Annotated in this window: 27 protein-coding genes and 1 riboswitch; of the genes, 10 read left to right on the top strand and 17 right to left on the bottom strand. The window is 58.3% G+C overall.

Going from position 1 to position 25,318, the window contains the following annotated elements; translation table 11 throughout:
- Positions 1 to 196: 196 nt before the first annotated feature.
- Positions 197 to 1,099: a LysR family transcriptional regulator gene (locus FHP24_RS11240; RefSeq protein WP_139676300.1), complete on the bottom strand. Its 903-nt coding sequence runs from the start codon at positions 1,097 to 1,099 to the stop codon at positions 197 to 199.
- Positions 1,100 to 1,250: 151 nt separating this feature from the next.
- Here FHP24_RS11240 and FHP24_RS11235 point away from each other — a divergent pair, with 151 nt between their 5' ends.
- The 7 genes from FHP24_RS11235 (at position 1,251) to FHP24_RS11205 (ending at position 7,331) form a co-directional block, all read left to right on the top strand.
- Entirely contained in the window at positions 1,251 to 2,039 is a 789-nt protein-coding gene (locus FHP24_RS11235; RefSeq protein ID WP_139676299.1) for a class I SAM-dependent methyltransferase, read from the top strand.
- The gene (locus FHP24_RS11230; RefSeq protein ID WP_139676298.1) at positions 2,036 to 2,680 is read left to right on the top strand and encodes a pyridoxine/pyridoxamine 5'-phosphate oxidase; all 645 of its coding nucleotides are present in this window, start codon (positions 2,036 to 2,038) and stop codon (positions 2,678 to 2,680) included. The genes FHP24_RS11235 and FHP24_RS11230 overlap by 4 nt, the downstream gene beginning before the upstream one ends.
- A 296-nt stretch (positions 2,681 to 2,976) precedes the next feature.
- Positions 2,977 to 3,225, top strand: a complete 249-nt coding sequence (locus tag FHP24_RS11225) for a hypothetical protein (RefSeq protein ID WP_139676297.1) — start codon at positions 2,977 to 2,979, stop codon at positions 3,223 to 3,225.
- 116 nt (positions 3,226 to 3,341) lie between these two features.
- Positions 3,342 to 3,836 (top strand): PepSY domain-containing protein, encoded by a 495-nt coding sequence (locus FHP24_RS11220; RefSeq protein WP_139676296.1) that lies wholly within the window; start codon positions 3,342 to 3,344, stop codon positions 3,834 to 3,836.
- 4 nt (positions 3,837 to 3,840) lie between these two features.
- Positions 3,841 to 4,506, top strand: coding sequence for a response regulator transcription factor (locus FHP24_RS11215; RefSeq protein WP_139676295.1), 666 nt, complete (start codon positions 3,841 to 3,843; stop codon positions 4,504 to 4,506).
- Positions 4,503 to 5,867 (top strand): HAMP domain-containing sensor histidine kinase, encoded by a 1,365-nt coding sequence (locus tag FHP24_RS11210; RefSeq protein ID WP_342782340.1) that lies wholly within the window; start codon positions 4,503 to 4,505, stop codon positions 5,865 to 5,867. Before FHP24_RS11215 ends, FHP24_RS11210 begins: the two co-directional genes overlap by 4 nt.
- 710 nt (positions 5,868 to 6,577) lie before the next feature.
- Positions 6,578 to 6,748, top strand: a riboswitch (yybP-ykoY riboswitch).
- 7 nt (positions 6,749 to 6,755) lie between these two features.
- Complete coding sequence (locus FHP24_RS11205) at positions 6,756 to 7,331, top strand: manganese efflux pump MntP (RefSeq protein WP_139676294.1); 576 nt, start codon at positions 6,756 to 6,758, stop codon at positions 7,329 to 7,331.
- An 80-nt stretch (positions 7,332 to 7,411) separates the two neighbouring features.
- Here FHP24_RS11205 and FHP24_RS11200 read toward each other — a convergent pair whose 3' ends face one another.
- From FHP24_RS11200 to FHP24_RS11145, 12 genes are all read right to left on the bottom strand, one after another.
- Positions 7,412 to 8,713, bottom strand: coding sequence for an MFS transporter (locus FHP24_RS11200; RefSeq protein WP_139676293.1), 1,302 nt, complete (start codon positions 8,711 to 8,713; stop codon positions 7,412 to 7,414).
- A 27-nt stretch (positions 8,714 to 8,740) separates the two neighbouring features.
- Positions 8,741 to 9,016, bottom strand: coding sequence for a metal-sensing transcriptional repressor (locus tag FHP24_RS11195; RefSeq protein ID WP_139676292.1), 276 nt, complete (start codon positions 9,014 to 9,016; stop codon positions 8,741 to 8,743).
- Between the two features lie 94 nt (positions 9,017 to 9,110).
- Positions 9,111 to 10,271 (bottom strand): acetylornithine deacetylase, encoded by a 1,161-nt coding sequence (gene argE, locus FHP24_RS11190; protein ID WP_342782339.1) that lies wholly within the window; start codon positions 10,269 to 10,271, stop codon positions 9,111 to 9,113.
- A gap of 117 nt (positions 10,272 to 10,388) precedes the next feature.
- Positions 10,389 to 11,063, bottom strand: a complete 675-nt coding sequence (locus FHP24_RS11185) for a DUF1028 domain-containing protein (protein ID WP_139676291.1) — start codon at positions 11,061 to 11,063, stop codon at positions 10,389 to 10,391.
- Positions 11,064 to 11,099: 36 nt separating this feature from the next.
- Positions 11,100 to 11,513, bottom strand: a complete 414-nt coding sequence (locus FHP24_RS11180; protein ID WP_139676290.1) for a RidA family protein — start codon at positions 11,511 to 11,513, stop codon at positions 11,100 to 11,102.
- A 44-nt stretch (positions 11,514 to 11,557) separates the two neighbouring features.
- Positions 11,558 to 12,184, bottom strand: coding sequence for a glutathione S-transferase family protein (locus tag FHP24_RS11175; protein WP_394344619.1), 627 nt, complete (start codon positions 12,182 to 12,184; stop codon positions 11,558 to 11,560).
- A gap of 5 nt (positions 12,185 to 12,189) precedes the next feature.
- Complete coding sequence (locus tag FHP24_RS11170; RefSeq protein ID WP_246091703.1) at positions 12,190 to 13,215, bottom strand: NAD(P)H-quinone oxidoreductase; 1,026 nt, start codon at positions 13,213 to 13,215, stop codon at positions 12,190 to 12,192.
- 4 nt (positions 13,216 to 13,219) lie between these two features.
- The gene (locus tag FHP24_RS11165) at positions 13,220 to 14,470 is read right to left on the bottom strand and encodes a flavin-containing monooxygenase (RefSeq protein WP_139676288.1); all 1,251 of its coding nucleotides are present in this window, start codon (positions 14,468 to 14,470) and stop codon (positions 13,220 to 13,222) included.
- Between the two features lie 252 nt (positions 14,471 to 14,722).
- Positions 14,723 to 16,003, bottom strand: coding sequence for a TRAP transporter large permease (locus FHP24_RS11160; protein WP_139676287.1), 1,281 nt, complete (start codon positions 16,001 to 16,003; stop codon positions 14,723 to 14,725).
- Positions 16,003 to 16,521 carry a TRAP transporter small permease gene (locus FHP24_RS11155; RefSeq protein ID WP_139676286.1) on the bottom strand — a complete coding sequence of 173 codons (519 nt, stop codon included), beginning with the start codon at positions 16,519 to 16,521 and terminating at the stop codon, positions 16,003 to 16,005. The genes FHP24_RS11160 and FHP24_RS11155 overlap by 1 nt, the downstream gene beginning before the upstream one ends.
- On the bottom strand, positions 16,518 to 17,324 hold the full coding sequence (locus tag FHP24_RS11150) for a maleate cis-trans isomerase family protein (RefSeq protein ID WP_139676285.1): 807 nt from the start codon (positions 17,322 to 17,324) through the stop codon (positions 16,518 to 16,520). The genes FHP24_RS11155 and FHP24_RS11150 overlap by 4 nt, the downstream gene beginning before the upstream one ends.
- The gene (locus FHP24_RS11145) at positions 17,321 to 18,298 is read right to left on the bottom strand and encodes a TRAP transporter substrate-binding protein (protein WP_180355971.1); all 978 of its coding nucleotides are present in this window, start codon (positions 18,296 to 18,298) and stop codon (positions 17,321 to 17,323) included. Before FHP24_RS11145 ends, FHP24_RS11150 begins: the two co-directional genes overlap by 4 nt.
- 820 nt (positions 18,299 to 19,118) lie before the next feature.
- Here FHP24_RS11145 and FHP24_RS11140 point away from each other — a divergent pair.
- Positions 19,119 to 20,036: a LysR family transcriptional regulator gene (locus FHP24_RS11140; RefSeq protein ID WP_139676283.1), complete on the top strand. Its 918-nt coding sequence runs from the start codon at positions 19,119 to 19,121 to the stop codon at positions 20,034 to 20,036.
- Positions 20,037 to 20,207: 171 nt separating this feature from the next.
- Here the strand turns inward: FHP24_RS11140 and FHP24_RS11135 are convergent, their stop codons facing one another.
- The gene (locus FHP24_RS11135; protein WP_139676282.1) at positions 20,208 to 20,666 is read right to left on the bottom strand and encodes a type II 3-dehydroquinate dehydratase; all 459 of its coding nucleotides are present in this window, start codon (positions 20,664 to 20,666) and stop codon (positions 20,208 to 20,210) included.
- Between the two features lie 360 nt (positions 20,667 to 21,026).
- Between FHP24_RS11135 and FHP24_RS11130 the strand changes: the two genes are divergently transcribed.
- Together FHP24_RS11130 and FHP24_RS11125 are read left to right on the top strand one after the other, a co-directional pair.
- Positions 21,027 to 21,281, top strand: coding sequence for a type II toxin-antitoxin system ParD family antitoxin (locus FHP24_RS11130; protein WP_139676281.1), 255 nt, complete (start codon positions 21,027 to 21,029; stop codon positions 21,279 to 21,281).
- Positions 21,281 to 21,574: a type II toxin-antitoxin system RelE/ParE family toxin gene (locus FHP24_RS11125; RefSeq protein WP_139676280.1), complete on the top strand. Its 294-nt coding sequence runs from the start codon at positions 21,281 to 21,283 to the stop codon at positions 21,572 to 21,574. Before FHP24_RS11130 ends, FHP24_RS11125 begins: the two co-directional genes overlap by 1 nt.
- Positions 21,575 to 21,766: 192 nt before the next feature.
- Here FHP24_RS11125 and FHP24_RS11120 read toward each other — a convergent pair whose 3' ends face one another.
- The 3 genes from FHP24_RS11120 to FHP24_RS11110 form a co-directional block, all read right to left on the bottom strand.
- Positions 21,767 to 22,465, bottom strand: a complete 699-nt coding sequence (locus FHP24_RS11120; protein ID WP_139676279.1) for a GntR family transcriptional regulator — start codon at positions 22,463 to 22,465, stop codon at positions 21,767 to 21,769.
- Positions 22,462 to 23,136, bottom strand: coding sequence for a GntR family transcriptional regulator (locus FHP24_RS11115; protein ID WP_139676278.1), 675 nt, complete (start codon positions 23,134 to 23,136; stop codon positions 22,462 to 22,464). Before FHP24_RS11115 ends, FHP24_RS11120 begins: the two co-directional genes overlap by 4 nt.
- Positions 23,137 to 23,249: 113 nt before the next feature.
- Positions 23,250 to 25,139 (bottom strand): bifunctional sugar phosphate isomerase/epimerase/4-hydroxyphenylpyruvate dioxygenase family protein, encoded by a 1,890-nt coding sequence (locus FHP24_RS11110; protein ID WP_139676277.1) that lies wholly within the window; start codon positions 25,137 to 25,139, stop codon positions 23,250 to 23,252.
- Between the last annotated feature and the right edge of the window lie 179 nt (positions 25,140 to 25,318).

The following is a 25,318-nucleotide window of genomic DNA, read 5'->3' as shown; positions in this document are numbered from 1 at the left end:
CTGAGAGGCGATCAGCTCGTTCTTGATCCATTACAGGGAAAACCTGCCTGTATCCGCATCCTCGTAAGGCGGGGTATTCCGGGCTCGGCTATCGAGCGAAAAAACTATCCTGTTTGAGATTTTGTATGTGTTCGCCTGCCATAGCACCGGCGATGCAGCAATTCATTCTACGTTGGCGACCACAGGCGGTATTTCCCTATCGGTGATCTTGAGCGGGGGGCACCGGGTTTGCGGTCTGAAAATGTTCGGCCTCCGCATGCAGCCAGTCGCAGAACAGGCTGGCCTTGCGATTGCGCCTGTCCCGTCGCAAAGCCACGTAGTGATGACCACTGTCAATGAACCCGAAAGGTGCCACTAGCCGGCCTGACGTGATGTCATCGACCACATAAGGCCATGGTGCGGCACAAACCCCCAGACCGGCGCGAGCCGCTTCGAGCATGAAATAGAAATGCTCGTAATCGACCCGCGAGCCTGCGACGAATTGTTTTCCCGAACGAGATAGCCAATCGCTCCAGGCGTGCGGCCGTGTCCGCGTGTGGAGTTCAGGAAGGCCGTCGATGTCTCCGGTCCGACCGTCCGAGAGGCCGGCAGCCAAGACTGGTCCAATCTGCTCGGGAAACAGCGAGATGACGTCGGCTCTATCGGGCCAAGGAGGATCACCGACTCTTATGGCAACGTCAAAGCCATCCCGCCCGAAATCGACCGGCCCCGATGATGCCGATAACCGCACATCGATCTTCGGATAGTCCGACTGGAAACGGTAGAGACGAGGAATAAGCCAGCGCATTGTAAATGTGCCAGGGCAGGAAACATCGAGAGGCCCTTCGTCCGTGTCGGCCACCGCACGTACGGAGGCGTCGATTTGATCGAATGCCATGCCAAGACCGGCGAGCAATGTCACGCCGGCTTCCGTCAGTCGCAATCGGTTTTTCGGACCTTCGAATAGGGGCACACCCAAAAGAGACTCCAGGTGCTGGACCTGGCGGCTCACCGCACTGTGGGTGACGTTCAGTTCGTCTGCCGCCAGCGTCATCCGGCCATGGCGGCCGGCAGCTTCGAAAGCGCGCAAGGCGTTGAGTGAGGGGATACGTCTGACCATGTGAGATTTCCGAACATTGGGTGTTCGATCATATCGGTTTTCATCGTGTGATGCATGGCCTCATATCAAAGTCGCAATCGATCTATTTGCCATTCATGAACATGAAATTTGGCCGGGCTCGATTGAGTATTCACAAAGGGAAGACGCGAGAATGAGTGACAGACATCACGATGGCAGCGCAGGTGATGCGAACTATGGGGTTATCGGTAAAGGATATACGAACTATCGCCAGCCTGAGCCCTACATCGCCGAGTTCATCGTAAAATCTCTTGGCGGTGCACAGACAGTTTTGAATGTCGGAGCAGGAGCCGGTTCCTATGAGCCTGTGGACCGAGCCGTGACGGCTGTCGAGCCATCGGCATCGATGCGGGTGCAGCGACCGGATCGACTTCCGGTGGCCGTCGATGCCGTTGCGGAAAAGCTCCCCTTTTCCGATGCCAGCTTCGACGCCAGCATGGCAACGTTTACCGTCCATCAATGGCCGGATCTGAAAAGAGGACTTGCCGAGATGCGCCGCGTCACACGCGGGCCTGTAGTCATCCTCACCTGCGATCCGGATGAATTGACTCGATGCTGGCTGAATGACTATGCGCCGGAAATGATTGCTGTCGAGGCTCACCGGTATCCGGGGATGAGCGCAATATGCGAGGGCTTGGGCGGTAATGTCGATATTCTCGCCGTCCCTATCCCGCTCAATTGCGTCGATGGATTCAGTGAAGCCTATTATGGCCGCCCTGAACAAATCCTGGAGCCCGGCGCCCGGCTTGCTAATTCGGCATGGAGTTTCGTCGATGACAGCATCGGCGACCGTTTCGTTGCAAATCTCACCCGGGACCTCGCCGACGGAATCTGGGATGCGCGTTATGGCGTGCTTCGCACGCAGCCGTTTTTCGAAGGATCTCTCCGCCTTATCGTCGCAAGGCCGGGGCATGCGTCATGAGAAGCAAACTACGTGCACTGCCATCGCTCGCTGGCCCGTTTCCGCCATTCGATCTCGATACGACATCACCTAATCCGCAGGATATGTTCGCCGCATGGTTAAGCGACGCCATCGAAGCCGGGATTAGGGAGCCGCACTCCATGGTGCTCTCCACAGTTGACGAACTCGGCGAGCCGGACGCTCGCGTCCTCATTCTCAAGAATCTCGATCAACGGGGATGGCATTTCGCGACGATAGGCAATGGACTAAAAGGCTGCCAAATTGCTGCGAATCCCAATGTGTCGCTAACCTTCTATTGGTCTTCGCTCGGTCGGCAGGTCCGCATTCGCGGGGTAACCTTAAAGGCCGATGATCATGAGAGTAATGCCGATTTCCAGGCTCGTTCTGCGGTGGCAAAGGCAAACGTGTTTGTCGGGCGGCAAAGTCAGGTGCTGACGTCAAGGAGTGAACTCGATACCGCCATTGCGAACGGCGCTCGCCAGGTTTCCGAAAAGCCGGACAGCATTGCCTCGAACTGGTCGCTCTTCATCGCCTCGCCCCGCGAGGTCGAGTTTTGGCAAGCCGCGGAAGACAGACGTCATCAGAGGTTGTTGTACAAACGGGATGGCACCGCTTGGCTTTGCGATCAGCTATGGCCATGATCCATTTTCGCACTGCGCCAAGATTTTGCCAATAGTGCGCAGATGATCAAAAGAGTGCCTTGTCCATTTCTACTGAGATGTCCGTCAAGGCCTTGCTTGGCCGATAGTCGATCACGCGCGCCACGCAACCATCAAACGAGCCCGCCAGCAAAGGCGCTCTCCAATGCCTGATGGGCATGAAATTTCAGCTGACAGATTGCTGACAATTGCCATCAGCGGCCTGTCAGCGCGCTCGTGCAATTCTGAACTTGTCGAACGAGGAGGTTCCTCGGAATGAACAGGAAAGGATTTTGACCATGAAGACCAAGCTTTCTCTCGCCGCTCTTGCCGCAGCTTTCGCCTTCACCGCCGCGATGCCGGTTTTTCAAGCCGTGGCGCCGATCACCGGTTCGTCTGCCGCCCTCGCAAGGCAGGGAGCCGACGACGGCGCCGGCCACGATGCAAATGACGACAAGGGGGGGCGTCGCGGCGGCCACGGAGCCGATGACAGGGGCGGCCACCACGCCAAAGACGACAAGGGTGGCAAGCGCAGCGGTCGTCGATAAGCGATCCCGCCAACTTCCTCCTGAACTCCGCCGTTAACCGGCGGAGTTCTTGTCGTTTGCTGCCTACATTGCTTCATGCCAGAATATTTTGGCCATATGCCCCCTGCGGAGAAACCATGGGCTCGAACCGCCGCATGCTTATCATCCTGATGTTCTCCGCCTTCGTGACCGTTGCGGCGACGCCCCTGTCGTTCGTTTATGCCAAGGATGGTGACGGCTCCGGGGGAGGCTCGGACGGTGGTGGGTCAGGTCATGGTGGCGGCGATGATGGGGGAGGGGACAATCACGGCGGACGTGACGGTAGTGACAACGACCACGGTACCCGGGGAAGCGGTGACGGCGATCGCGGTGAAGCCGGCGGCTCGTCGGGAACCCGCCCAGGCCGAGCCGATTACGAGCGGGCACGGGACGCGGTGCGCGACGGCCAGATCATGCCTCTGAAGTCGATACTGCAGAAGATCGATGTCGAGCGTTACGGCCGCATCATCGACATTCGTCTCGGCCGGTCTCAATCCCAGGATATCTACCAGGTGAAGTTGCGCGATGGTGGAGGCGTGATCCGTAACCTGAAAGTAGACGCGCGAACAGGTGCTGTGCTGGGGAGGAACTGATCCGATGAAAATCTTGCTTGCCGAAGACGATCCGAACATCGCCGGCCATGTGGTGGAAAAGCTCGGGCGCGAGGGGTATCGCGTCGAGGTTTTGTCAAACGGCCCGGATGTATGGGAGCAGGGGGAGGCTGGGGATTATGCCGCCATCATCCTTGATCTCGGATTGCCGGGCATGGACGGACTCTCTATCCTCAAACGCTGGCGGGGCGCCGGCCTCGAAACGCCGGTTCTGGTGCTGACGGCTCGCGGATCGTGGATGGAGCGGGTCGATGGCTTCGATGCGGGAGCAGACGACTACCTGCCGAAGCCGTTCCGCAGCGAGGAGTTGGTGGCTCGTCTTCGCGCGCTTCTGCGGCGAACCGGCAAAGCGGCTCCACGCGTAAAAGCGGCCGATCGGTTCACGCTCGACGAACAGGCGCGGCGTGTTACGTTCGATGGCCGAGAACTCGATCTTTCGCCGCTCGAATTCCGGATGATGACGCTGTTTATCGATCGACCCGGCGTGGTGCTGACGCCAGCGGAACTCGCCAGCCAGGTTCAGGGCCGAGATGACGATGCAGCCAAGAATGCTGTCGAGGCGATGATCGGCAGGTTGCGACGCAAAACCGACAGCGATGCGATCGAAACGCGCCGCGGCTTCGGTTATGTTCTTCCCGAGAAGCGGCCATGATTACCCGCTCGCTGCGTTTCCGCCTTGCCGCCGGCGCTCTCATTTCGATCGCGGTTGCCCTGTCGCTCGTCTGGTATGTGCTCGGCCATCTGTTTGAGGATTATCTGGCCGACCAGTATGCCAACGAAATGACGGCCGTGTCCGATGCGCTCGGTGCCCGGCTGGCCATAGAGGACGGCAACCTCCGGCTCGCAAGCGAGCCTTCGGATCCGCGGTTCCAGATCCCGGCGGGCGGTCGCTACTGGCAGATTACTGCCGAAGGAGGAGAAACGCCGCTGCGTTCGCGCTCGCTCTGGGACCAGGAGCTTTCAAGGGCACTCCTGCTGCCTGACATGTATTGCGGTTTTCACCAGGCTGAAGGGCCGGATGGCGGCGTCATCCTGGTTTCGATTAAGGATATGGTGCTGACCGAAGGCGACCACCAAACGACCTTCACGGTATATACTGCGTTTTCGAAGGACGACATGGAAGCCGCGCTTGCCAGCTATCACTGGCCGCTGATGCTGATGTTGATCGTCACCGGAGCGCTTTTGCTCCTGGCCTCCTTTCTACAGGGTCTGATCGGGCTGAAACCCTTGTCGCATCTCCGTCGCGAGATCGCCGACATAAGGGCGGGACGGTCAAGCCAGATGGGTGCATCGGGACCAGCCGAGGTCACCCCGCTGGTCAACGAAATCAACATGCTGCTGTCCGAGCGCGAGACAGCGGTCGAAAGAGCAAGGGCACGAGCCAGCGATCTGGCACATGGCTTGAAGACGCCGCTCACCGTGCTGTCACATCTGGCCGAAGCACTGCCTGCGGACCGCCGGGAAATGGCGCTGCAGCAGATCGAACTGGTGCGGCAGCGTGCAGATCGTCAATTGCAGGCCGCGCGCCTGGGCGTCGAGCAGATGGCGACGACCTCGCTGATCGGTATTTCCGGCAAGCTTGTCAGCGTATTATCGCCCGTCACCAGAAGCCGCGGTATCGAATGGACTTTGGATATCGATCCTGACATCACCATCCAGGCTGATCCGGCAGATGTCGCCGAGGCAATGGGCAACATTCTAGACAACGCGGTGCGTTTCGCCGAACGGCGGATCGAGATCAGCGCCTTGCAGGACAGAGAAATGACGGTGCTGCGCATCGGCGACGACGGGCCGGGCGCGGCACCTGATCGATATGCCTCAATGCTCAAGCGGGGTGTAAGCGGCGGCGAAGAGGGGATGGGAGCCGGGCTTGGTCTTGCGATCTCGCGTGACATCGCGACCGCCTATGGTGGCGATCTCCAGCTTGACCGGTCGCGGCTCGGCGGCCTGGAAGTCGCTCTGTGCCTGCCAAACAAAGCTCTCGCCAACTTGCAGCCAAACAGTTTCGGCTGAGTTTCGGTCGTTTTGCTATTGCTAGTCATTCGCAATAATGACAAGTTGAGCATCGAGGCCGCCTCAACGATGCGGTAGCTGGAGACTATGATGCATTTTCGAAATGCCACTCCGGCCAGGCAAGTTTCGGGTTGGACGCTCGAATGGCCTTCCGTCACCGCGATCAGCATTCTCTGTCGATGCGCGATCCTGGCAATTCTGGTCGTTGGAGTCCTGATGCACAGGATCGTTATTTAACCCGTTGGATTTCTAGCAGGTCACGTCCGCAGGCATTTGGTGATGTCCGATCTTGTGGGGTCCACGAAGAAGGCATCTCTTGCGGCGGTTTTGTTCTGGGCTGTGACTTCATTCGGAATGAGCGTCACGACCGTGCGCCGGCAGTCGGCAATGATCTATCTCATATTTGATTGTGCGTACTTCGGCTGCGGGAACTCAAGGGCTTTGGCATATGCCTTTATCGGCACGGAGATCGTGATAGCTGTGATCATCAGTCGGCCGCCGAATTTGCGGAATGCTTGGTCGAATTGAAAAACGCCGTTGTTTACGCGGCCCAAACCAGCAAAATGCTGACAAGCGATGTCCAGCTTCTGCGACTGCTTCGCAGGTGCAGTAAGTCGATGAATTTGCACTTGCAAATCATTGTTATTAAGAGGATTTTTGCAAAAAAATACACAGCGTTCGCCTTGACTGCTGCGGGTGCGTCGGGTACCTCGCGTGCCATCGGGGAGTAGTCACCGCTGACCCAGCGGGAGCGCGTCAACATACTCGTGTCAAAAGGCACGTGGCGCGTTCAGCCGACATGTTCGGATAGACAAGACCGTGGCGAATTCCGTTCAGCTCGGACAGAGCGGAGGACACCCGGTTAGATACGTCCGCAAGGAAAAACTCATGTCAATCATGGCAATCATCGTGCTCGCCATCAGCATGTCTATGGACGCATTCGCCGTTTCGGTCGGCAGAGGCGCGGCCATGGGACGGCCACGGTTCAGCGAAGCACTCAGGACCGGCGTCGTATTCGGCATAGTTGAAGCCATCACCCCGCTGATCGGCTGGGCTGCAGGCGTAACCGCGGCAGCATATATTTCCGCCGTCGACCATTGGATTGCGTTCAGCTTGCTGGCGGTCGTCGGTCTTAATATGCTCTACGCTGCCTTCAAAGGTGGCGACGAGGAACAGGACAGTTCGCGAGCCAGTATGTCCTTCATGGTTTTGATTGCAACTGCGATCGGTACCAGTCTCGACGCAATGGCGGTCGGTGTTTCGCTTGCCTTTCTCGAGGTCAATATCCTGGTCATCGCAGGTGCAATCGGTCTTGCGACGTTCCTGCTGTCGTCCGGAGGCATGCTCGTTGGGCGGCTGATTGGTGCAAGGTTCGGTCGCCTGGCCGAGGGTACTGCAGGTGTCGCACTTGTCGTCCTCGGTTCGTCCATTCTCTACGAGCATCTTACTGCCGCAGTAGGCTGATTTCCTTAAGTCCCCGAGCCGCCGTTAGCGATCAGCATAAACACACGTACGGCCCCGAATGTGCCTGCAGGAATAGTCTGTCACCCGTGGTAGCGGTCTTTGTGAATCGGATGGGAGTGCTCGTGCCCTCCTTGGACTGCCTTCGCGCCTGCGATATGCGCGTGGTCGGCATCGATATCCGTATGGATATGGCGTTCGTCGCTTTCGACGGCAGGCCACAGAAAAGCTGCCGCGATGGCTCCTGCCGCCGTTAGACTCGCGAGCACGAAATAAGTCGGGGTGAGGCCGACCGTGGCTCCCAGCCATCCAGCCAGCGGATATGTGATCAGCCAACAACCGTGCGACAAGGCAAACTGCGCGGCGAACAACGCCGGGCGATCCTCGGGCGAGGCAGAGCTTCGCAGGATACGGCCGGATGGCGTGAGGACAAGCGAATATCCGACGCCGATCACCGCCCACACTATAAGCAAAGCCACATACGAGCTCACGACCATACCGACCAGCAACGCAACACCTAGCACAACTGTGCCCGAAAGCATGACAGGTCGGTCTGCATTGTTCTTCAAGAGGCGCGGTAGGATAAAAGCAGCCGCCATTGATCCCAGACCAAAAGCTGCGAGCGCAGTTGCGGTGTAGCGTTCACCAAGCGCCATCGTGCCCTGGACGAGGACGACGGTGTTGACGAAGACCATGGAACCGCCCGCCGCAACCGCCATGTTGAAGGCAAACAGTCCACGCAGGCGCGGAACCGTCAGATAAAGGCGTATCCCCCGCGTCGTCCGATCGTAAATGCTGCGTGGCTCGCTCGGTTTGGGGTCGGGCAGCAGAACCGAGACCACGAGGCTTGCCGATGCCAGGAAACCGACGACCGTGCCAAGATAGAGATTGTGGTAGCTCATCAGCGCCAGGAATGCTGCCGCAAGCAGCGGACTTCCGACCTTCTCCAGATCGTAGGCAAGGCGAGAGAGCGACAGGGCGTTGGTATAATCGTCCTCGTCTGGTAGCACGTCGGGGATCGTCGCCTGGAAGGTCGGCGTGAACGCCGCCGATGCCGCCTGGAGTATGAAGATCAGGAAGTATGCTTGCCAGACATCGGTGATGAAGGGCAGGCATAGTGCGACGGCGGCGCGGACGAGATCGAGCGTCACCAGCATCGCGCGACGGGGAAGCTGTTCAGTAAAGGCCGTCGCGATCGGCGCAACGACGACATAGGCGATCATCTTGATGGCCAGCGCCGTGCCAAGGACAGCGCCTGCGTTGCCGTCGGCAAGTTCGAATGCCTGCAGGCCCAGGGCGACAGTGGCAAGCCCCGTCCCCAGCAAAGCGATGACCTGAGCGAAAAATAGGTGGCGATAGGTCCGGTTTCTAAGAACGCCCAGCATTTCGCGATACTCCTGACGCCGCAGCGCCTACAGATATTTCGTAATTGTCTTGAACTCGTCGAGTGTCTGGCGCTGCTCGCGGCCGAGCGATCCGGCGGAGTCTTCCAGGCAGTGATCGAGGTGATCCTGGATCAGCGTTCGCTTGGCATTGGTGATTGCCTTTTCGACCGCGTGGAGCTGCTGGGCTATGTCGAGACAGGGCTTGCCCGCCTCGATCATGGCGATGACGCTCTTCAGGTGTCCGTCGGCACGCCTCAGCCGCTTGATGATGTCGGGATGTGTATCGTGCTTATGTTCGATCATGTGTTCTACCTATCCTCCGGGAGAGGATATAACAAGCCTGAATTCTATTCGAAACCTGGATTTGATGGTGCCCATCAACCGCAGAACAAGCGCATTATGCTTCTGCCAACACGGCGACAAGTCGTGCAAGAAACTGCTCGCATTTCTCTATCTGGGATACCTCGATATACTCATCGGGCTTATGTCCCTGCGCCATATCGCCCGGTCCACATATCAGGACGGGGATATCGAGAGCTTGAGAGAAAAGCCCCCCTTCTGTTCCATAGGCAACTTTTATGGTGGAGAGATTACTGCCGAGAAGTCCCTGGATCAGGGTCACAATCGGGCTGTCCGCTGCCGTATCGAGCCCGGGGTAAGCAGACAAGTGCTGAATGGTGATCCCTGCTCCTGGGAATCGGTCGCGATACGGGGCAACTATGTCTTCCGCATCCAAGCGGAGATCCGAAACGATCGCCGATGGGTCGTCCGCAGCGATATGGCGGATCTCGAACACGATCTCACAGGATGCGGGTACTATGTTGAGCGCTTCGCCTCCTCGCATGAGGCCCGCATGAAGAGTGGTATAAGGGATCGCGTAGTCGCAATCGCGCGCACCACCTGAGGCGAATTCCTTCTGCCGTATCTGCAAACGCTGCAGAAAGGCTGCCCCCAGATGAAGAGCGTTTAATGCCTCCGGAGCCAGTGCCGAATGTCCTTCCTGACCATGGCAACACGCCCTCAGGGCTGCCTTGCCCTTGTGGCCTGTGGCAAGACGCATACCCGTAGGCTCACCTATAAGGCAGAAGGCAGGACGTAGTGGCTCTTGCGCTAGGCTCTCAATCATACCGCGCACGCCGAGACAGCCCACCTCCTCGTCATAGGACAAGGCGAGATGCAGTGGCCTATGCAAATTCTGTTCGGCAGCTTTCAGCATCGTATGCAAGGCAACGGCGACGAAGCCCTTCATGTCCACGGCGCCACGGCCATATAGGCGCCCCTTGTCAGGCCGGAGGACGAATGGATCGAACTGCCAGTCTTGGCCTGCTACCGGCACCACATCGCTGTGGCCGGAAAGAATGATGCCTCCATCCACTTCCGGTCCAACCGTTGCCCATAGATTTGCACGCGTGCCATCGGAATGAGCAAATCGGCGAACGGTAATCCCGGCCGGTATAAGAAGGCTCTCTACGTAATCCAGAAGCGCAAGGTTCGACTGCAGCGATATGGTGGGAAACGCAACCAGTCGAGACAGTATCTCGGAAATCGTATTCATCATCAGTCTCTGCATGAATTGGCCGCGCGATTTTCACATGAAGGGAATGCAGGCGCTTTGGGCTTGGCTCCGCGGGCCACCTCCCTGTTTCTGGCGCGGTGCGTTAGGCTCGCACTGACGTCACTCGTCGCCAGGCACTCCGTAGGAGGGAGCAATGCGAGGGTCTAGGGCCCGGGTCACATAAGCGTCCATTTGCGGCTCATAGATATCCCATGCCTCCGTCAAGGCCTTTATCGGGCAATCGGTCGTCCAGTCGATGCGCAGTTCCGCGAGAGGCCAGCTTTGCCGGTCAACAAGCAGCAGGCCTGCCGAATGCACAGGACCGGCCTCACCGCCAGCATCCAGTCCTGCGGCCAAAGCCGCCATGAGCCGCTGTCCCAGGCCACCGGTCTTTTGCCGAAACGTGGCCACCATTGCTTTTGGAACAGTGACATTCGCAAGAAGATTGCCGGCCGACGCCACATCCTTATCCTTTGCCTCGCTCCATAATCCGAGAACATGGGGACCGGAATAGATTGCACTTTCGCCGCTACACCCGACTGCCAGGACCTGGCGCCACTCCATATGCTCACCGGTCCTCTCCAGTATGCTCAACGCCTCGTTTGCAGTGGCTCCCAGCTCCATCAGTTCCAACGCTCGCGCACCAAGGCGAGGGTCCGTTACATTCTGCGTGGAGACCGCTCCAACTCCCGCTTTTGCAAAGGCGCACCGTGCAGCCACTGCGGGGGAGGAGGACGAGATCGCGAGTCCGAACATCCCCGTTTCAGGGCAGTGACCGACAATAGAAAATGTCATGGTGATCCTCGATAAAGTTAGTTTGCCAGCAGCCCGTTAATCCGGGATCACGGCTGTCGCGTCGATTTCCACCAGCCACTCGGGGCGAGCGAGCGCCACGACAACCAAACCGGTGCAGACGGGATGCACGCCGTGAATATACTCGCCCATGGTCCGGTAGACGGCTTCGCGATGGCGAACGTCGGTGAGATAGACGACGAGCTTGGTGACATGCGCCATCTTGCCGCCGGACTCTTCGACCAACTGGCGAATGTTCTGCATCACCTTGTGGGTCTGCTCGACCGGATCATGGCTATCGATGTTTTTGGCCGTATCGAGATCCTGAGGGCACTGGCCACGCAGGAAGATCACCGTGCCGCGGGCAACGACGGCCTGGGCAAGATCGTTGTCCAGCTTCTGCTCCGGATAGGTTTCCTTGGTGTTGAACTTGCGAATGCGGGTATGGGCCATGCGATTTTGTTCCTTTTTTTAAATTGGCGGCTGTAAGTCTGTCGTCATGCCCGTGGCCGTGTCGCCAGCATGGAGGAGCGATCCTCAAAAGCGGCATGCCAGTCCGCAAGCGCTTGCCGTCCGTTGCGCCAGTCCAGATCGGGAAAGCGGAAATCGAGCCAGCCGAGCGCACAGGCAGAGGAAATGCTGCCGATGTCCACGGTGCCCGGGCCGGAGATGTCGGCAAGCATCGCGTCCAGCGCGTCGGATACCTTCTCGCCCTGCTTGTCGGTCCACTCCGTCCAGCGTAGTTCGTCCGGCCGCAGCAGTTTTTCGTAGCGTATCAGCAATGCCGCATCGAGTAGGCCGTCGGCCAGCGCCTGCCGGCGCAAGGCCAGCCAGCGTGCCGGTCCGGCAGGCGGGAACAGCCGCGATACGGCGGTTTCCTGCTCCTCAGCCGCCAGATGATCCAGATATTCGCAGATGACGCGGCTGTCATACAGCGCTGTCCCGTCGGACGTCTCTGCCGCGGGTATCTTGGCCAGCGGATTGACTGCCTGGATGCGGGTGTCCCGCTGGATCGGGTTTGCGGCGCTGTCGCGAATGTCGATCCGGCCGGCAAGGCCGAGTTCATGCGCGCAGACCATGACCTTGCGCACGAAAGGCGAGGCGGAGCCCCAATAGAGAGACAGGCGTATCATGCGACATCCGGCATAAGCAGGACGATCTTGCCGAAATTCTCGCCGCCCTCGAGCAGGCGATGCGCATCGGCCGCCTCGTCCAGCGGTAGGACGGAGGAGATGACGGGGCGTACGCTGGACTTGCCCAGGTGCGGCATGAGATGTGTTGCGATATCCCGCGCGATCCCGGCCTTTTCCGCATCGGTCTTCGGCCGCAGTGTCGAGGACGTCAGCCAGAGCCCCTTGCGCATGACCAGCCCGAGATCGATCGAGGCAGTCGCTCCGGTCATGAAAGAAAGACCGACATGGCGCCCGCCCGGCGCCATGACCGCCAAGTGGCGGTTGACAGCCTCGCCGCCCAAAATGTCGAGAACGACATCGACACCTCGCCCCTTGGTCTCCGCCAGGATGCGCTCATCGCAACCCGGCTCCCGATAGTCGATTGCGCAGACGCCCATCGCTGCCAGCCGAGCACATTTTTCAGGCCCACCAGCCGTCGCGATGACGCTTGCTCCGACAGCCGTTGCAAGCTGCAGTGCCAGCGTGCCGATGCCGGATGATCCGCCCTCGATCAGCAACACTTCGCCGGACCGAAGTCTGCCCCGGTCGAAAAGGTTGTGCCAGATGGTGAAGAGCCCTTCCGGAAGAGCAGCCGCCTCTACCAGGGAAATCCCTTTCGGGACCGGCAGGCAATGGTCGGCGCGGGCGCAGACATGGGTCGCATAACCACCCGCCTTGACGAGGGCCATGACCGCCGATCCCGAAAGGGCAGGATCGACGCCTTTGCCGCAGGCCACGATACGGCCTGAAACCTCAAGTCCGAGAATATCGGACACGCCTGCCGGCGCCGGCAATGCCCCGGAACGCTGCATGATGTCGGGCCGGTTGATGCCGGCCGCCGCCACCGCGATCAGCACCTCGCCCTCGGCCGGAACGGGGGTATCCCGCTGCACCGATGTCAGAACGTCTGGCTCACCACTTACCTCGGCTATGACGGCCGTCATTGTCCCGGGGATGGCGGCGGCTTCGGAGGTTATAGGCAATCCCCTAGTCCTTCTCGTAGGCGACATAATTGCGCTGCACGACGATATGGGTGGCGATGTATTTGGCGTCGTACCAGCAGCCGTAGATGAACGAGGAGGCACGGTTCGTCAGTTCAGGGAGACCGAGGAAGTATATGCCCGTCTCTGACGAGATACCGCGCTTGTGAAACGGCGTGCCGTCCTGGTGGAAGGCATCCACGTCGAGCCAGCTGAAATCGAACTTGAAGCCGGTCGCCCAGATGATGCTCTTGATCCCGGCCTTGGCCAGATCCAGTTCAAGGACGGGATTTGCAATGCAGGTGGGGTCTGCCGCTATCTCCCAGGCTTCGTTCTCCGCAGGCAGGTCGATGCCGTTGCGGTCGATATAGGCATCTGCCTCGCGCAGCACTTCGAGATAGGCGCGGTCACCCTCGGCGATGTTGGCAGCAAGATCGTCGGCGAAGCTGAGAACACCGTTCTCATAGCCTTTGGTGAGGCCGAGGACCGTGACGCCGTTTTGCGCGAGATTGCGGAAGTCTATGGTCTTGCCGCCATCATAACCGCTGACGGCGAAGGCCACGTGTTTCTTCTTTGCAATCGTCTTGACTTCGTCCCACTTGCCCAGAACGCCGAGCCACCAGACATAGTCGCGCTGGCGGTAGGAGCGAGGCGGACGATAGTGCTCGCCGATCGACAGATAGACCTTGCGGCCTGCACGCTGCAATTCCTCGGCGATCTGTGATCCCGAAGCGCCGCCGCCGACCACGAGAACGGCGCCTTCGGCCAGTTGCTCGGGGTTCTTGTAGGCCGACGAGTGGAGCTGATCGATCCCGCAATCTGCGGGAATGATCTTCGGATAACTCGGTACCTGGAAGGGACCGGTTGCTGCCACCACCCGCTGCGCTTCGATCACTCCCTCGGACGTGGTGACGAGGAAGCCCGGGCGTCCCTCGTTGCGTTGAACGCGCCTGACCTCGACGCCGGTTCGGACCGGAGCGGCGATCATCTTCGCGTAGTCCTCGAAGTAGCGCGCCATTCTCTCCTTGGGCGGAAAGGTGTCTGGAGAGACGTCGTCGAATTCGAGGTTCGGGAACCGGTCATGCCAGGCCGGTCCGTTGGCCACGAGCGAATCCCAGCGGCCCGAGCGCCACTGTTCGGCGACCCGCCTGCGCTCGAGCACGATGTGCGGCACTCCGCAGTCCCGCAGGTGCTCGCTCATCGCTATTCCCGACTGACCGGCACCAACAACGAGTGTATCGATTTTTTCGGCTGTCATCTTCACTTCCTAGAATTGGGCAATGCGATCGGCCATCGTTGCCCACTCCGGGGACGTGTGAATGGCTGATCGAAGTTGTAGCGCGCAGAAACCTGCGCAAGACGAGGTGATGGGAAGGAAGCATCCTTCCTGTTCACGCCCGGGCAAATTTGACCATCCGGCCCGGGCGCACTTGTCTGGCCCGGCCGATCTTTTAAACGGGCCAGGAGAAGCGTTTGATAGCGGTCATTCATTCAGCCTATCGGCGTCCGGTCATTTCAGGAGGTTTGGCAAAGCCGTCGAAAGAGCCGGAAACAGCGTCAGCAGGATCAGGAACAAGAAGAGCGCTATGAGGAACGGCGTGTTCGCCTTCGTCACCTTGATGATATCCTCGTTTCCGATCTTGGCGGCGACCAGCAGCGCTATAGCAACCGGCGGAGTCACCTGGCCGATTACCACCGTCATAACCATCAGCACGCCGAAATGAACGAGATCGACGTCCATGACCATCAACGAGGGGAGCAGAACGGGCATGATCATCGGGATTAGCGGGTCGAGCACCATTCCTGCGATCAGCGCGATCAGGAGAAGCGCGAAGATCTTCAGCGTCGTGTTTTCGAACGGGAAGACCGTTTCAAGCCCGTTAGCCAGCGCTGCGGGCACCCCGGCTTGCGAGAGCGCCCAGCCGAGCGCCGTAGAGAAGCCTACGACCATCAGCACTTCGCCGGTCAGAATGCAGGAATCGACCATCGCGCGGCGCAGATTGGCGAATGTCAATGTCCGATAGACGACGGCAGCGAGGATTAGCGCATAGGCAACAGCGAACGCCCCCGCTTCTGTAGCGGTGAAGACACCGAACATCAGGCCGAAGAGGATGAGCCCCGGCATGCCAAGCGGCAGTATGGCGTACTTTCCCGTACGAATGACCTCTGACCACTGGAACGTTCCCATGGCCTTCCATCCGTTGCGGCGTGCGAGGATGGAGATGGTGATCATCATCACCACGGCCATCAGGAGCCCCGGGACGACGCCGGCCAGGAAAAGCGCCCCGAGCGACGTGCCGGTAACGGCAGAGTAGAGGATCATCGGCGAACTTGGCGGAATGAGAACGCCGATGCCTGAGGATGTCGCCGTCACTGCCGCCGCGAACGGTCCCGGATAGCCATGTGCCTTGAGCTTGGGAATGGTGATCGATCCGCTGCCGGCTAGGTCGGCGACCGAGGTGCCGATCATGCCGCCGAACATGACGCTTGCGACGACATCGACATGGGCCAGGCCACCGCGCATCCACCCCACCAGTGCGACACCGAAATCGAACAGCTTGTCGGCGATCCCGGTGGCATTCATGATGCCGCCGGCAAGGATGAAGAGCGGTAGTGTGATGAGGATATAGTCTCCGACACCGCCGAGCGTCTGCTGAGGCAATGCCAGCTCCCAGCCGCCGCTGAAAGCCAGGAAGAACAGGACCGATGCGGCGAGCGATATCACGATCGGCAGGCCGATCAGCACGAAAGCGCATAGAACGAAGAGTGTAATGGCTGCAAGACCGAGCATCAGTTCTTCCTCCCCTCGATGATGTTGAAGGCGAAGGCGATGCCCAGGCCGACGCAGGTTGCCAGGATCCCCGAAATCGCCACGCCCTTGGATATGCCGAGGATCGGCGTACGGTCGGAACCGAAAATTCCCAGGTAGCGCCAGGCCAGAACTCCGATCACGACCACGACAGCGATGGAAAAGACCGACTGGAATATCACCAGCGCATAGCTGGAGAGGCCGGTCAGGCGGCGTGTCCAGATGGCGCAGCTGATGAGTTCGTTCTTGAGCGCGCCGATGGTGATGCCGAGCGCACCGAGCCACATCAGCAGCGCCGTCACGACCTCCTCGGTCCAGGGTAGCGGCATGGAGAAAAGATAGCGTCCAAGCGAATTGGCCAGCACGAGGCCGACCAGGAATATCAGCAGCATGATGGCGGCGGTCTCGACCAACCACGTGAACATGCTGCGCAGCTTCGAATGGCGGGTGATGTCCTCGCGCAGAATCTCGCTTGGCGTCGGGGCGACAACTTCGTTCATTCTTCGTCTCCCTTTGCGGTATAGCCGTCGAAAAGGCGGCCGTAGCCGGGACGGCTCCCGGCGACTCCGGTAAGCTCGAGGCAGTGCCAAAAGGATGCTTGGTTTGCCGATATCACAGGCTTGCCCAGACGATCCTCAAGCACTTCGATGGCGCCGACGGACCGGAAGTTGGTGCATGATATGAAGATTGCGCTGGCATCTGGATGATCGACGGACAGCACGTGGTCGTAGACTTCCTCGATCGAGACCTCCGCCAGTGCGTGGTCATCCGATATGCTCAGGTATCCGCTTTTGACGACCGCGTGCCCGTTCTCCTCCAGAAACCGGATGGCCCGCTCATGGATCTCCGGCAGATACGGGGTAGCAAGCGCCACCTTGCCGGCCTTTACCTGATTGAGCGCTGCCAAGGTTGCCGTCGATGCCGTCGTTACCTTGGGACCCGGCACCCACTGTCGGATCTTATCAATAAGTGCCTTGTCGTATGCCGTGCCGTGGAGGAACGAGGCGCTTGTACCGCCGAACAGCAGCACATCGATCGGGGCGGCGCCGGCCATGCGTGCAGCGACTTCCAGCTCTGGCGCGTTCATCATCTCTTCGATGCCCTGAACCGTCACCTTCGGCAGCTTGATCCGGGCAGTATGGGTGGAGACGCCCTTGGCGGACATCGCCCACATCTCCTCTTCCATCACAACGCTGGAGGCAATGTAGATCAATCCGATGCGCGCCAGGTCGCCTGAACCGTCATAGCGAAACTGCGGGTAGTCTCCGGCTTTCGCCGGAGACGGGGATGCTGTCGCGGTCAACGAAGCGTCTCCTCAACCTTGGTCATAAATTCCGGGGTGACCACTTCCGCAATCTTGATACGAACCGGGGCTGCAGCGGACTGGAAGGCTGCGATGTCGGGCTTGGTTACCGTCACGCCAACCTTCTCGAACTCGGCAACGAGTTTCGTGTCGCTTTCATCTGAAAGGGTGCGGGTCTTCTCGACGCTGGCCTTGGCGGCGGCCTTCACCTTGGCCTTGAGATCGTCGGGCAGAGCATCGAATGCCGCGCCGTTCATGACCAGGGTGATCGGGGTGTAGATATGGTTGGTCAGCGAAATGTGGGACTGCGTCTCGAACAGCGAGAACTCCTTGATAACGGAAAGCGGGTTTTCCTGACCGTCGATGATGCCCTGCTTCAGACCCATGTAAACTTCGCCGAGGGCAAGAGTGGTCGGTGCAGCACCGAGGGTCTGGAACGCCATGATGCGTGTCGGGCTGTTCGGCGTTCGGATTTTGAGGCCGCTCAGGTCCTTTGGAGTGGAAATTGCACGCTTGGAGTTGCTGATCACGCGCACGCCGAGTTCGCCAAAGGCCAGGACCTCGAGATTGGCCTTTTCCTTCAACGAGGCGGCCATGATCTGACCGAGTTCGCCGTCGAGTGCTGCGCGTGCCTGCTCTTTGCCGGAAAACAGGAAGGGCGTATCAAAGATGGAGAATTTCGCATCCAGAGCGGCAACGCCATCGGAGCCGAGCGGGATGACTTCGACCACGCCGGCACGGATGAGTTCGGCCAGCGCGTTCTCGTCGCCGAGCGATCCGCCATCGGCGAATTCGATGGAAAATGCATCGCCGCTCGTCTTCTTGAGCTCGTCGCGGAAGGTGGTGAGCATCACGTTGGTGGGGTCGCCACCGGTGGTTTCCACCGCGAGCCGCATCTTCGTCTGAGCCGCCGCCAGATCGGCGGACAGCACGCCGGCCAGCATGCCGAAAGCGAAGCCGATTTTTTTCATCATGAGCATTTCGATCACCCTCTTTTATCGTTTCTGCCGAAATACTCTTGATGAAAGGCAGGAAACGCAAGGTGCGGACGGCTTATAAATTAGGCATTATATCGCTTTAATTTGATTATTTTTCAGTCACTTGGGGAATTATTAATGCCTATATCAACCAACAATTCCTCGCATAGGGCTACGCTATCTCGTTTCGTGAGATAGATAGTCTTTGCTTAGTTTCGGCCTATCTCGAATTGGGAACACCAAACGTTGTTCAGGGTCGGTTTCGATCAGTGAAAATGGTTGCTCGGCTATCCCACGGCATGTGGGGATCGGGCGCCTCTCGATCTCGGACATGCTTCGAGCGTAGAAAAAACCTCCCACAGCGGCGACGGTATCGCCTTCCCAACCTCGGTAACGATCACTGTCAGAGGTACAGGGGGGAATGAAAGAAACCGGAACGGTGCGATATAGCCGTGATGGCAGGCGCTCTGCAGGCCGTGCGGCAGAGCGGTGGGAAAGGCGACTAAGCTCATGGCAACCGGACGGACATGGATGTGCTCGTCCGATCCTCGCCGTGGTGGGTTAGTGCAGACACCGTCTATGTGTTCGTCTGTCCGTCTAGTCACGGGAAAGACTTAAGGCGACAATGATTGGTGCATGTCGAATTGCGCGGATCGAGTGGTTTTCCGTGCAGTGGTCCTGCGTGATCGCAATGCCTATTCTGCAGTCACCGATGCTTCGAACTGTCATTCTGCTAATAAATTAAGCTGGACGGGTGATGCCGAAGGTCTTAGCATCGGAAAATATTGCTATCTGCCGCACTTGATAGGTTGAAACTATGAACACGTCTCTTCGTGTACTCCGCTATGTCGTTGAGACGGCAGACTGTGGAAGCGTCACGGAGGCGGCCCGCAGACTGAACGTGTCGCAGCCTTCGATCTCAACGGCGCTGGCGCAGGTAGAAGCGCAGCTCGGTATCCAGATCTTCATCCGCCATCACGCTCGCGGCGTCACCCTGTCGGCGGCCGGCCAGCGTTATGTCAACGATGCCCGGCGACTGCTCAGCCACGCCCGGGATTTTGCCAACAGCGCACAGGCGCTCGGCGATTCTCTGCGTGGCGAGATCGTTGTCGGCAGTTTCCCGACACTGGCTATCCGCTTCATGCCGGCTCTTCTGTCCGGCTTTGCGCAGCGCTATCCGGGCATTTCGGTAAAGCTCGAGGAGGGCGACCAGCAGGAATTGATCGGCCACCTCGTTTCGGGCTGCGCGGAACTGGCACTTTCTTATCACTTCGCGGTACCAGACGAGATAACCGGTGAGAAGCTTGCCGACCTGCCGCCCTATGCGCTTGTCGCCGCCAGCCATCCGTTGGCAGGTCGCGACGAAATCAGTCTGGCCGAACTTGCCGATGAACCCTTCATCTTGCTCGACCTTCCGCATTCGCGGGATTATTTCTTCTCGCTGTTCGCAACCTGCGGACTGGAGCCACAGGTTGCCTTCAAGACCCGCTCATCCGAGCTCATACGCGGGCTTGTCGGCCATGGTCAGGGCTACTCCCTGCACAACGTCCTGCCTCGCACGACGATCGGCTATGACGGCAGCAGGATCGCTCTGCTGCCTATCTCGGAACCGCTTGCGCCCGCGACCGTCACCTTTCTGCGTCTCACTCGGAACGGCCTTCGTCCTGCTGTACAAGCGTTTGCCGACTATCTTCGCGAGGCCTTCGCCAAGGGCGGCATGTTCTGTCCTGCCTGACAGGGTCATGGCCCTAGATCGACGACGAGTTCCGGGTTGATGACGGGCACCGAGCGAATGGTATCGGAATTGTTGATATCTTCACTGCGGCGAAGCTCGATGCCTTGCGGCTCAGCGCATTGTTTCAGGCCTCGAAATCAGAATGCATTGTAGAGCAGCAGGTAGGTCGAGTCATTTCGAACCACCCTGCCGGATCAGCGTTGCGACCGCCGTGAGGGCGAGCTCGTAGCCGAGTGCGCCCAGACCGGCGATTACGCCCGTGGCGGCCTTGGAAACGTAAGAATTATGGCGGAACGGCTCACGTTTCCAGATATTGCTCATATGCGCTTCGATGATGGGGCCGTCATAGGCGAGCAATGCGTCCAGGATCGGGATAGAGCTATAGGTCAGGCCGGCCGCATTTATCACCAGACCGTTTGCCGCCTGTCGCGCTTCCTGAATCCAGTCGACGATCTGTCCTTCATGGTTGGATTGCCGGAAATCGAGCTGAATACCGATTGTCGCCGCATGGGCGTGACACCGATCACCGATCGATTGGAAACTTTCGCTTCCATAGGTTCCGGACTTGTCGAGGCCGTAAAGATTGGCATTCGGACCGTTCAGGAAAAAAACCGTAGGGAGAGACGTCATTGGCATGGCTCCTTGATATGGCTCAAACCATAGCCAAACCAACGGCATGATCGAATAATATTATACTATTCATTGAAGTGCCCTGGGCTATGAACTGGCGTCAGGAGATATTGCGACCGGAGGCACTCAGCTATCGGCGAAATGTTCGGTGAGGCGGATATGGTGGCGGCTGGGTGTGTACCTGGTGCTCAACTATATGCAGGTTTCAGGATATCCGTTCTGTTTCGGTCAGTTGGAAATCGGGGCATACGGCAAAATCTGGAGCGGTCGATTCGCATTGCATCAGGAGTTTCATTTGCAGTTTTGGCCTTTGACAAACTTTGCCATAACGGAGTATTTTGAAGCCTCAAGGAGACTATAATGGCGACAATGAATGTGTCTCTCCCCGACCCAATGAAAGACTGGGTCGAAGCGCAAGCCAAGACTGGCCGATATTCAAACGTGAGTGATTACGTCAGGGACCTTATCCGCAGAGACCAGACTCGCTCTGACAAAATTGCAGCGATGCAGCGTTTCGTCGATGACGGGATCAGGAGTGGCGTTGGAACCCGTTCTAAGGACGAGTTGTTCGCCAGCGCCGTTGCGCGGGCCGAGATCACCGGCGGACGTGATTGATGCCATTCAGCCTCTCTGCCGAAGCTGAAGAGGACATCGTTGCGATCGCTGAACAAGGTCTCCGCACCTTTGGAACCGTGGTCGCCAAACGATATCACGATGAACTTTTTGCTGTGCTCGATCTCATTGCCGCAACCCCTCGATTGGCGCGTGAGCGGGATGAGATTTCTCCGCCTGTCAGAATACATCCTTTCAAGGCTCAGTTGGTGGTTTATCGGATCAACGATGATGAGAGTGTTTTTGTGATACGCATCCGTCACGGGCACGAAGATTGGATCGGAGATCCCTTCTGACCCCCCGCAGGATTAAGAAAGATCAGCAGTCGGCTATATTGCAGCCGGCAAGCTGACGCGTTTGGACTTTCGATTCGCGAAATTCTCTGGAATTCTTATAAATATGCCACTGCTGCGCTGTGAAATCCCATGGAGTCAGCAACTTCACACACAGAATATCCTGTTCGGCGGCTCGTTTCTTTTAAGGAGCAGTTAAGGGTAGGCTTGGGATTTAAGGATATGGTCCATACCGCTTCGAACATGCCGGCGGAGGCAGCGTTGCGCTGCCTCCGCATCCTTTTTCAACGCCAGTTCGAACAACAATTGGTGGTCGTCGACAACTGCCTGCCCGCGAAAATTCTCGGCGAGCATGTGGTAACGAAGAAAGCGGTCGAAAACCGAGGAAAGGCTCTGCATCAAGGTTGCAGAATTGCAGGCGGAAACGATGGCCTGGTGGAATTCCCAATCATAGCGTACCCAGTCGATCGTGCGTGAGGTATCGCCTGCCAAAAGCTTCCGCTCTACCGCTACCAGCCTGTGATGCGCAGCGACGATCCGGCCTTCCCATTCCAGATCGCCTAGTGCAAAGGACAGAGCAATCGCGTGGCATTCCAGCACGATGCGAAGGTCGGCAAGCTCCATCAGTTCTTGCCGGGAAACAGGGCTGACTTCAAAGCCGCGCTGCCCTTCCGCGATCACCAGGTTTTCCGCAGTCAGCCTGTAGAGAATTTCACGAAGAGACGAAACGCTGATCGAATAACGTTGCCTTGCTTGCTCCAGCTTGATCTTCGTCGCCGGCGGCAGGACGCCGAGGATGATATCCTCGCGCAACTGCCGGAACACGATCTCGCTGACATTGCTCGTATGGTGTGGCAATGACCTGCCGGAATCTTCTTGTCTCAGGCCTTTCATCCTCGTGCCAACGGCTTTCTGGTCAGCGCGTGTTCGACGCCGCCCTGGATATGTCTTGCAAGCACCTCCTTGGCAACCTGCTGATCCCGCTTCAACGCGGCGTCTAGAAGCAGTTGATGTTCGTTGGACGCGACATCACCACGATAGGATAGCGCAACCATTTGATAACGCAGGTATTTGTCGAAAACGACGGAATGGGTATCCATAAGCAGCGTCGAACCGCACGCGGAAATGAGTGACTGATGAAATTCCCAGTCATATCTCTTCCAGTCTTCGGCTCTGCTGGTATCGCCGCTTGCCATCACTTGTTCCATTCGCGCAAGCTTGTGGTGAGCGGAAACCAATCTTGCCTCCCATTCCACCCCACCGTTTTCGAAGGATTGCGCCAGCGCATGGGTCTCCAGAAGCAGGCGAAGTTCGGCGGTTTCCTTCAGGTCCGTCACTGAGATGGTCGCCACTTCGAAACCGCGCTGCCCTTCAGCCGTCACAAGTCCCTCCGAAGACAGGCGGTTCAGTATTTCCCGAAGCGTACTGACGCTTGTTGCATAGCCGTCCTTCAGTTTGTCGAGCTTCAGTTTTTGGCCAGGATGCAGCCTTCCGAAAATGATGTCGGCTCTAATTCGATTATATGTGCTCTCGGCAACGGTTTCGGCGGGGGTATCCAGCAACATCAGCATTTCTCGGGCATTTTTCTTATCGTCATATAATCGCACCGATGCCATCTGCTCAAACGATATCGCAATTTTCGACGCGCCAGCTGAAACAAAGGCATGAACAACTTGGCTCACAGCTTTGGTACACCTTCGGGCCGAAGCGCTTTTTTCAAGGCCGCTATACGGAAAATGGCATTGGCGGCACCATAACCACGATAACCGCTGCGCTGCACGATTTCGAAAAAGAAGCCTTCGCCGAAGGTCGAGCTGTAAAGCTGGAAATACTCGCCGTGGTCGTCGCGATCATAGAGGATATTGTCCGCCTTCAGCCTTTCGGTGAGATCCGGATCAAGACCGAAGCGCGCTTCGACGTCGCCGTAATAGTTCGGCGAGATTGTCAGAGGTTGAAACCCGTTGGCGCGCAATGCGGCGGCCGTCGCAAATATGTCGTCCGTGTGGAAGGCGATATGCTGCACGCCGGAACCGAATTTTTCGGCGATGAAATGTCCCGCGAGGGTGCGTCGGTTCTCCGCACCGTTCAAGGTGATCCGCAACGTACCGGAAATGTTCTCCACCACCTGACTGCGGACCACCCCAGCGGGATCTATTATGTCGACCATAGGTGTCTTGTGGGCTTCGAAAATGGAGTTGTAGAACAGAAGCCAGGTGAGCATCTCGTCATAGGCGACCGTTTGCGCCACGTGATCGACATGCTGCAGATGTGTCGGCACGATCTTCTCATCGTCCGTCGCCGGCCGGAAGTCGATTTCGGCAAAACGACCAAGTTCGCTATTGGCGTCGATCAGATAGATCAGCCCACCGCCGACACCTCGAATGGCAGGAATTTCTACCTCGCCGTCGGCCACTTGCTGGATGAACGGATCCGCGCCAAGGGCGATTGCGCGTGAAAACGCTTGCTGCGCATCGTCCACCATCAGCGCAATTGCATAGGCCGACGTGCCGTGTACCGCGAAAGACGCGTTGGCAAAGCCCTGTTGTTCCGTGTTGATCAACAGCCGGATACCGCCTTGCTCGAAGATCGACACCTTTTTGCTGCGATGTGTGGCAGTTCTCCGAAACCCGAGTGCTTTGAGGATCTTCTCAAGGTTTTCAGCGTCCGCCTCGTCTGCGGAAAACTCCACGAACCCAATGCCCTTGACGGCCGCGCGTTCCGGCATTTCGGCCATGGTTAATGTGGAGGCATCCGGATTGCGGCGTACCTGGTCGCCCAGATAGATCAGTGAGCGATGCCCGTCGGCGGCGATTGCCTTGGCCGAGCCGCCGCGAAACTGGTCGTTGAATATCTCCAGCGAAAGATATCCGTCGTAGCCGGTCGCCGCCACCGCAGCAGTAAAATCCACGACCGGGAGGTCGCCTTCGCCCGGCATGTTGCGAAAGTGGCGCGACCAGTACAGCAGATCCATATCGATCAGCGGCGCATCGGCCATCTGCACGATGAAGATCTTTTCCTTGGGGATGGAGCGGATCGAATTGATGTCGATCTTGCGGGACAGGGTGTGAAAGCTGTCGAGGATGATGCCGATATTGGCGTGATCGGCACGGCGCACGATTTCCCAGGCGTCGCGATGATCGTTGATGTGGCGGCCCCATGCCAAGGCCTCGTAGCCGACTTTCAGGCCACGTTTTGCTGCGCGCTCGCCGAGTTCATGAAAATCAGCAGCGGCGCGATCGATGCCGCCAAGTGCTGCGGGCGAGACGTTCGAGCAGACGAGAACGAGATCGGTTCCGAGCTGCTGCATGATATCGAACTTGCGCTCTGCGCGGTCGAAGGTTCGGCTTCGCAAGGGTTCCGGCATGCCTTCGAAATCGCGGAACGGCTGGAATAGCGTAATTTCCAAGCCATGATCGCGAACCATTCGTCCAACATCCGCCGGACTGCCATCAAAGGCAAGAAAGTCGTTTTCGAAGATTTCAACGCCGTCAAAACCCGCGGCCGCAATGGCTGCCAGCTTTTCGGGAAACTCTCCGCTGATCGAAACCGTGGCGATCGACGTTTTCATCGCGTTCTCCTGCCAAGCTCCTCCCGAGCTTTGATCTTCATATAATATAACGTGGATTTGATGCGCAAATGAAAATCATCATACATTTTTAAAAAACTATGTTGATGTTGTGCGAATGTCGTGGCAACTTCACGTTTGTCAGCAGGGGAGTGCTGGTGGGCCTTAGGGCCATTAGAGGA

The sequence above is a fragment of the Aliirhizobium smilacinae genome, assembly GCF_006335145.1.
Classification (GTDB): domain Bacteria; phylum Pseudomonadota; class Alphaproteobacteria; order Rhizobiales; family Rhizobiaceae; genus Neorhizobium; species Neorhizobium smilacinae.
Note: the sequence above shows the minus strand (reverse complement) of the source record. Positions and strands in the feature narration are given on the sequence as shown.

Bases quoted from the DNA above. Each gene is read 5' to 3' on its own strand.
- FHP24_RS11110 (WP_139676277.1), bottom strand. From the start codon at position 25,139: ATGAAAACGTCGATCGCCACGGTTTCGATCAGCGGAGAGTTTCCCGAA.
- FHP24_RS11210 (WP_342782340.1), top strand. From the start codon at position 4,503: ATGATTACCCGCTCGCTGCGTTTCCGCCTTGCCGCCGGCGCTCTCATT.
- FHP24_RS11195 (WP_139676292.1), bottom strand. From the start codon at position 9,016: ATGATCGAACATAAGCACGATACACATCCCGACATCATCAAGCGGCTG.
- FHP24_RS11155 (WP_139676286.1), bottom strand. From the start codon at position 16,521: ATGAACGAAGTTGTCGCCCCGACGCCAAGCGAGATTCTGCGCGAGGAC.
- FHP24_RS11120 (WP_139676279.1), bottom strand. From the start codon at position 22,465: ATGAAAGGCCTGAGACAAGAAGATTCCGGCAGGTCATTGCCACACCAT.
- FHP24_RS11220 (WP_139676296.1), top strand. From the start codon at position 3,342: ATGGGCTCGAACCGCCGCATGCTTATCATCCTGATGTTCTCCGCCTTC.
- argE (WP_342782339.1), bottom strand. From the start codon at position 10,271: ATGATGAATACGATTTCCGAGATACTGTCTCGACTGGTTGCGTTTCCC.
- FHP24_RS11205 (WP_139676294.1), top strand. From the start codon at position 6,756: ATGTCAATCATGGCAATCATCGTGCTCGCCATCAGCATGTCTATGGAC.
- FHP24_RS11125 (WP_139676280.1), top strand. From the start codon at position 21,281: ATGCCATTCAGCCTCTCTGCCGAAGCTGAAGAGGACATCGTTGCGATC.
- FHP24_RS11200 (WP_139676293.1), bottom strand. From the start codon at position 8,713: ATGCTGGGCGTTCTTAGAAACCGGACCTATCGCCACCTATTTTTCGCT.
- FHP24_RS11185 (WP_139676291.1), bottom strand. From the start codon at position 11,063: ATGACATTTTCTATTGTCGGTCACTGCCCTGAAACGGGGATGTTCGGA.
- FHP24_RS11130 (WP_139676281.1), top strand. From the start codon at position 21,027: ATGGCGACAATGAATGTGTCTCTCCCCGACCCAATGAAAGACTGGGTC.
- FHP24_RS11160 (WP_139676287.1), bottom strand. From the start codon at position 16,003: ATGCTCGGTCTTGCAGCCATTACACTCTTCGTTCTATGCGCTTTCGTG.
- FHP24_RS11215 (WP_139676295.1), top strand. From the start codon at position 3,841: ATGAAAATCTTGCTTGCCGAAGACGATCCGAACATCGCCGGCCATGTG.
- FHP24_RS11145 (WP_180355971.1), bottom strand. From the start codon at position 18,298: ATGATGAAAAAAATCGGCTTCGCTTTCGGCATGCTGGCCGGCGTGCTG.
- FHP24_RS11135 (WP_139676282.1), bottom strand. From the start codon at position 20,666: ATGACGTCTCTCCCTACGGTTTTTTTCCTGAACGGTCCGAATGCCAAT.
- FHP24_RS11180 (WP_139676290.1), bottom strand. From the start codon at position 11,513: ATGGCCCATACCCGCATTCGCAAGTTCAACACCAAGGAAACCTATCCG.
- FHP24_RS11140 (WP_139676283.1), top strand. From the start codon at position 19,119: ATGAACACGTCTCTTCGTGTACTCCGCTATGTCGTTGAGACGGCAGAC.
- FHP24_RS11225 (WP_139676297.1), top strand. From the start codon at position 2,977: ATGAAGACCAAGCTTTCTCTCGCCGCTCTTGCCGCAGCTTTCGCCTTC.
- FHP24_RS11165 (WP_139676288.1), bottom strand. From the start codon at position 14,470: ATGACAGCCGAAAAAATCGATACACTCGTTGTTGGTGCCGGTCAGTCG.
- FHP24_RS11230 (WP_139676298.1), top strand. From the start codon at position 2,036: ATGAGAAGCAAACTACGTGCACTGCCATCGCTCGCTGGCCCGTTTCCG.
- FHP24_RS11240 (WP_139676300.1), bottom strand. From the start codon at position 1,099: ATGGTCAGACGTATCCCCTCACTCAACGCCTTGCGCGCTTTCGAAGCT.
- FHP24_RS11115 (WP_139676278.1), bottom strand. From the start codon at position 23,136: ATGTTGCTGGATACCCCCGCCGAAACCGTTGCCGAGAGCACATATAAT.
- FHP24_RS11235 (WP_139676299.1), top strand. From the start codon at position 1,251: ATGAGTGACAGACATCACGATGGCAGCGCAGGTGATGCGAACTATGGG.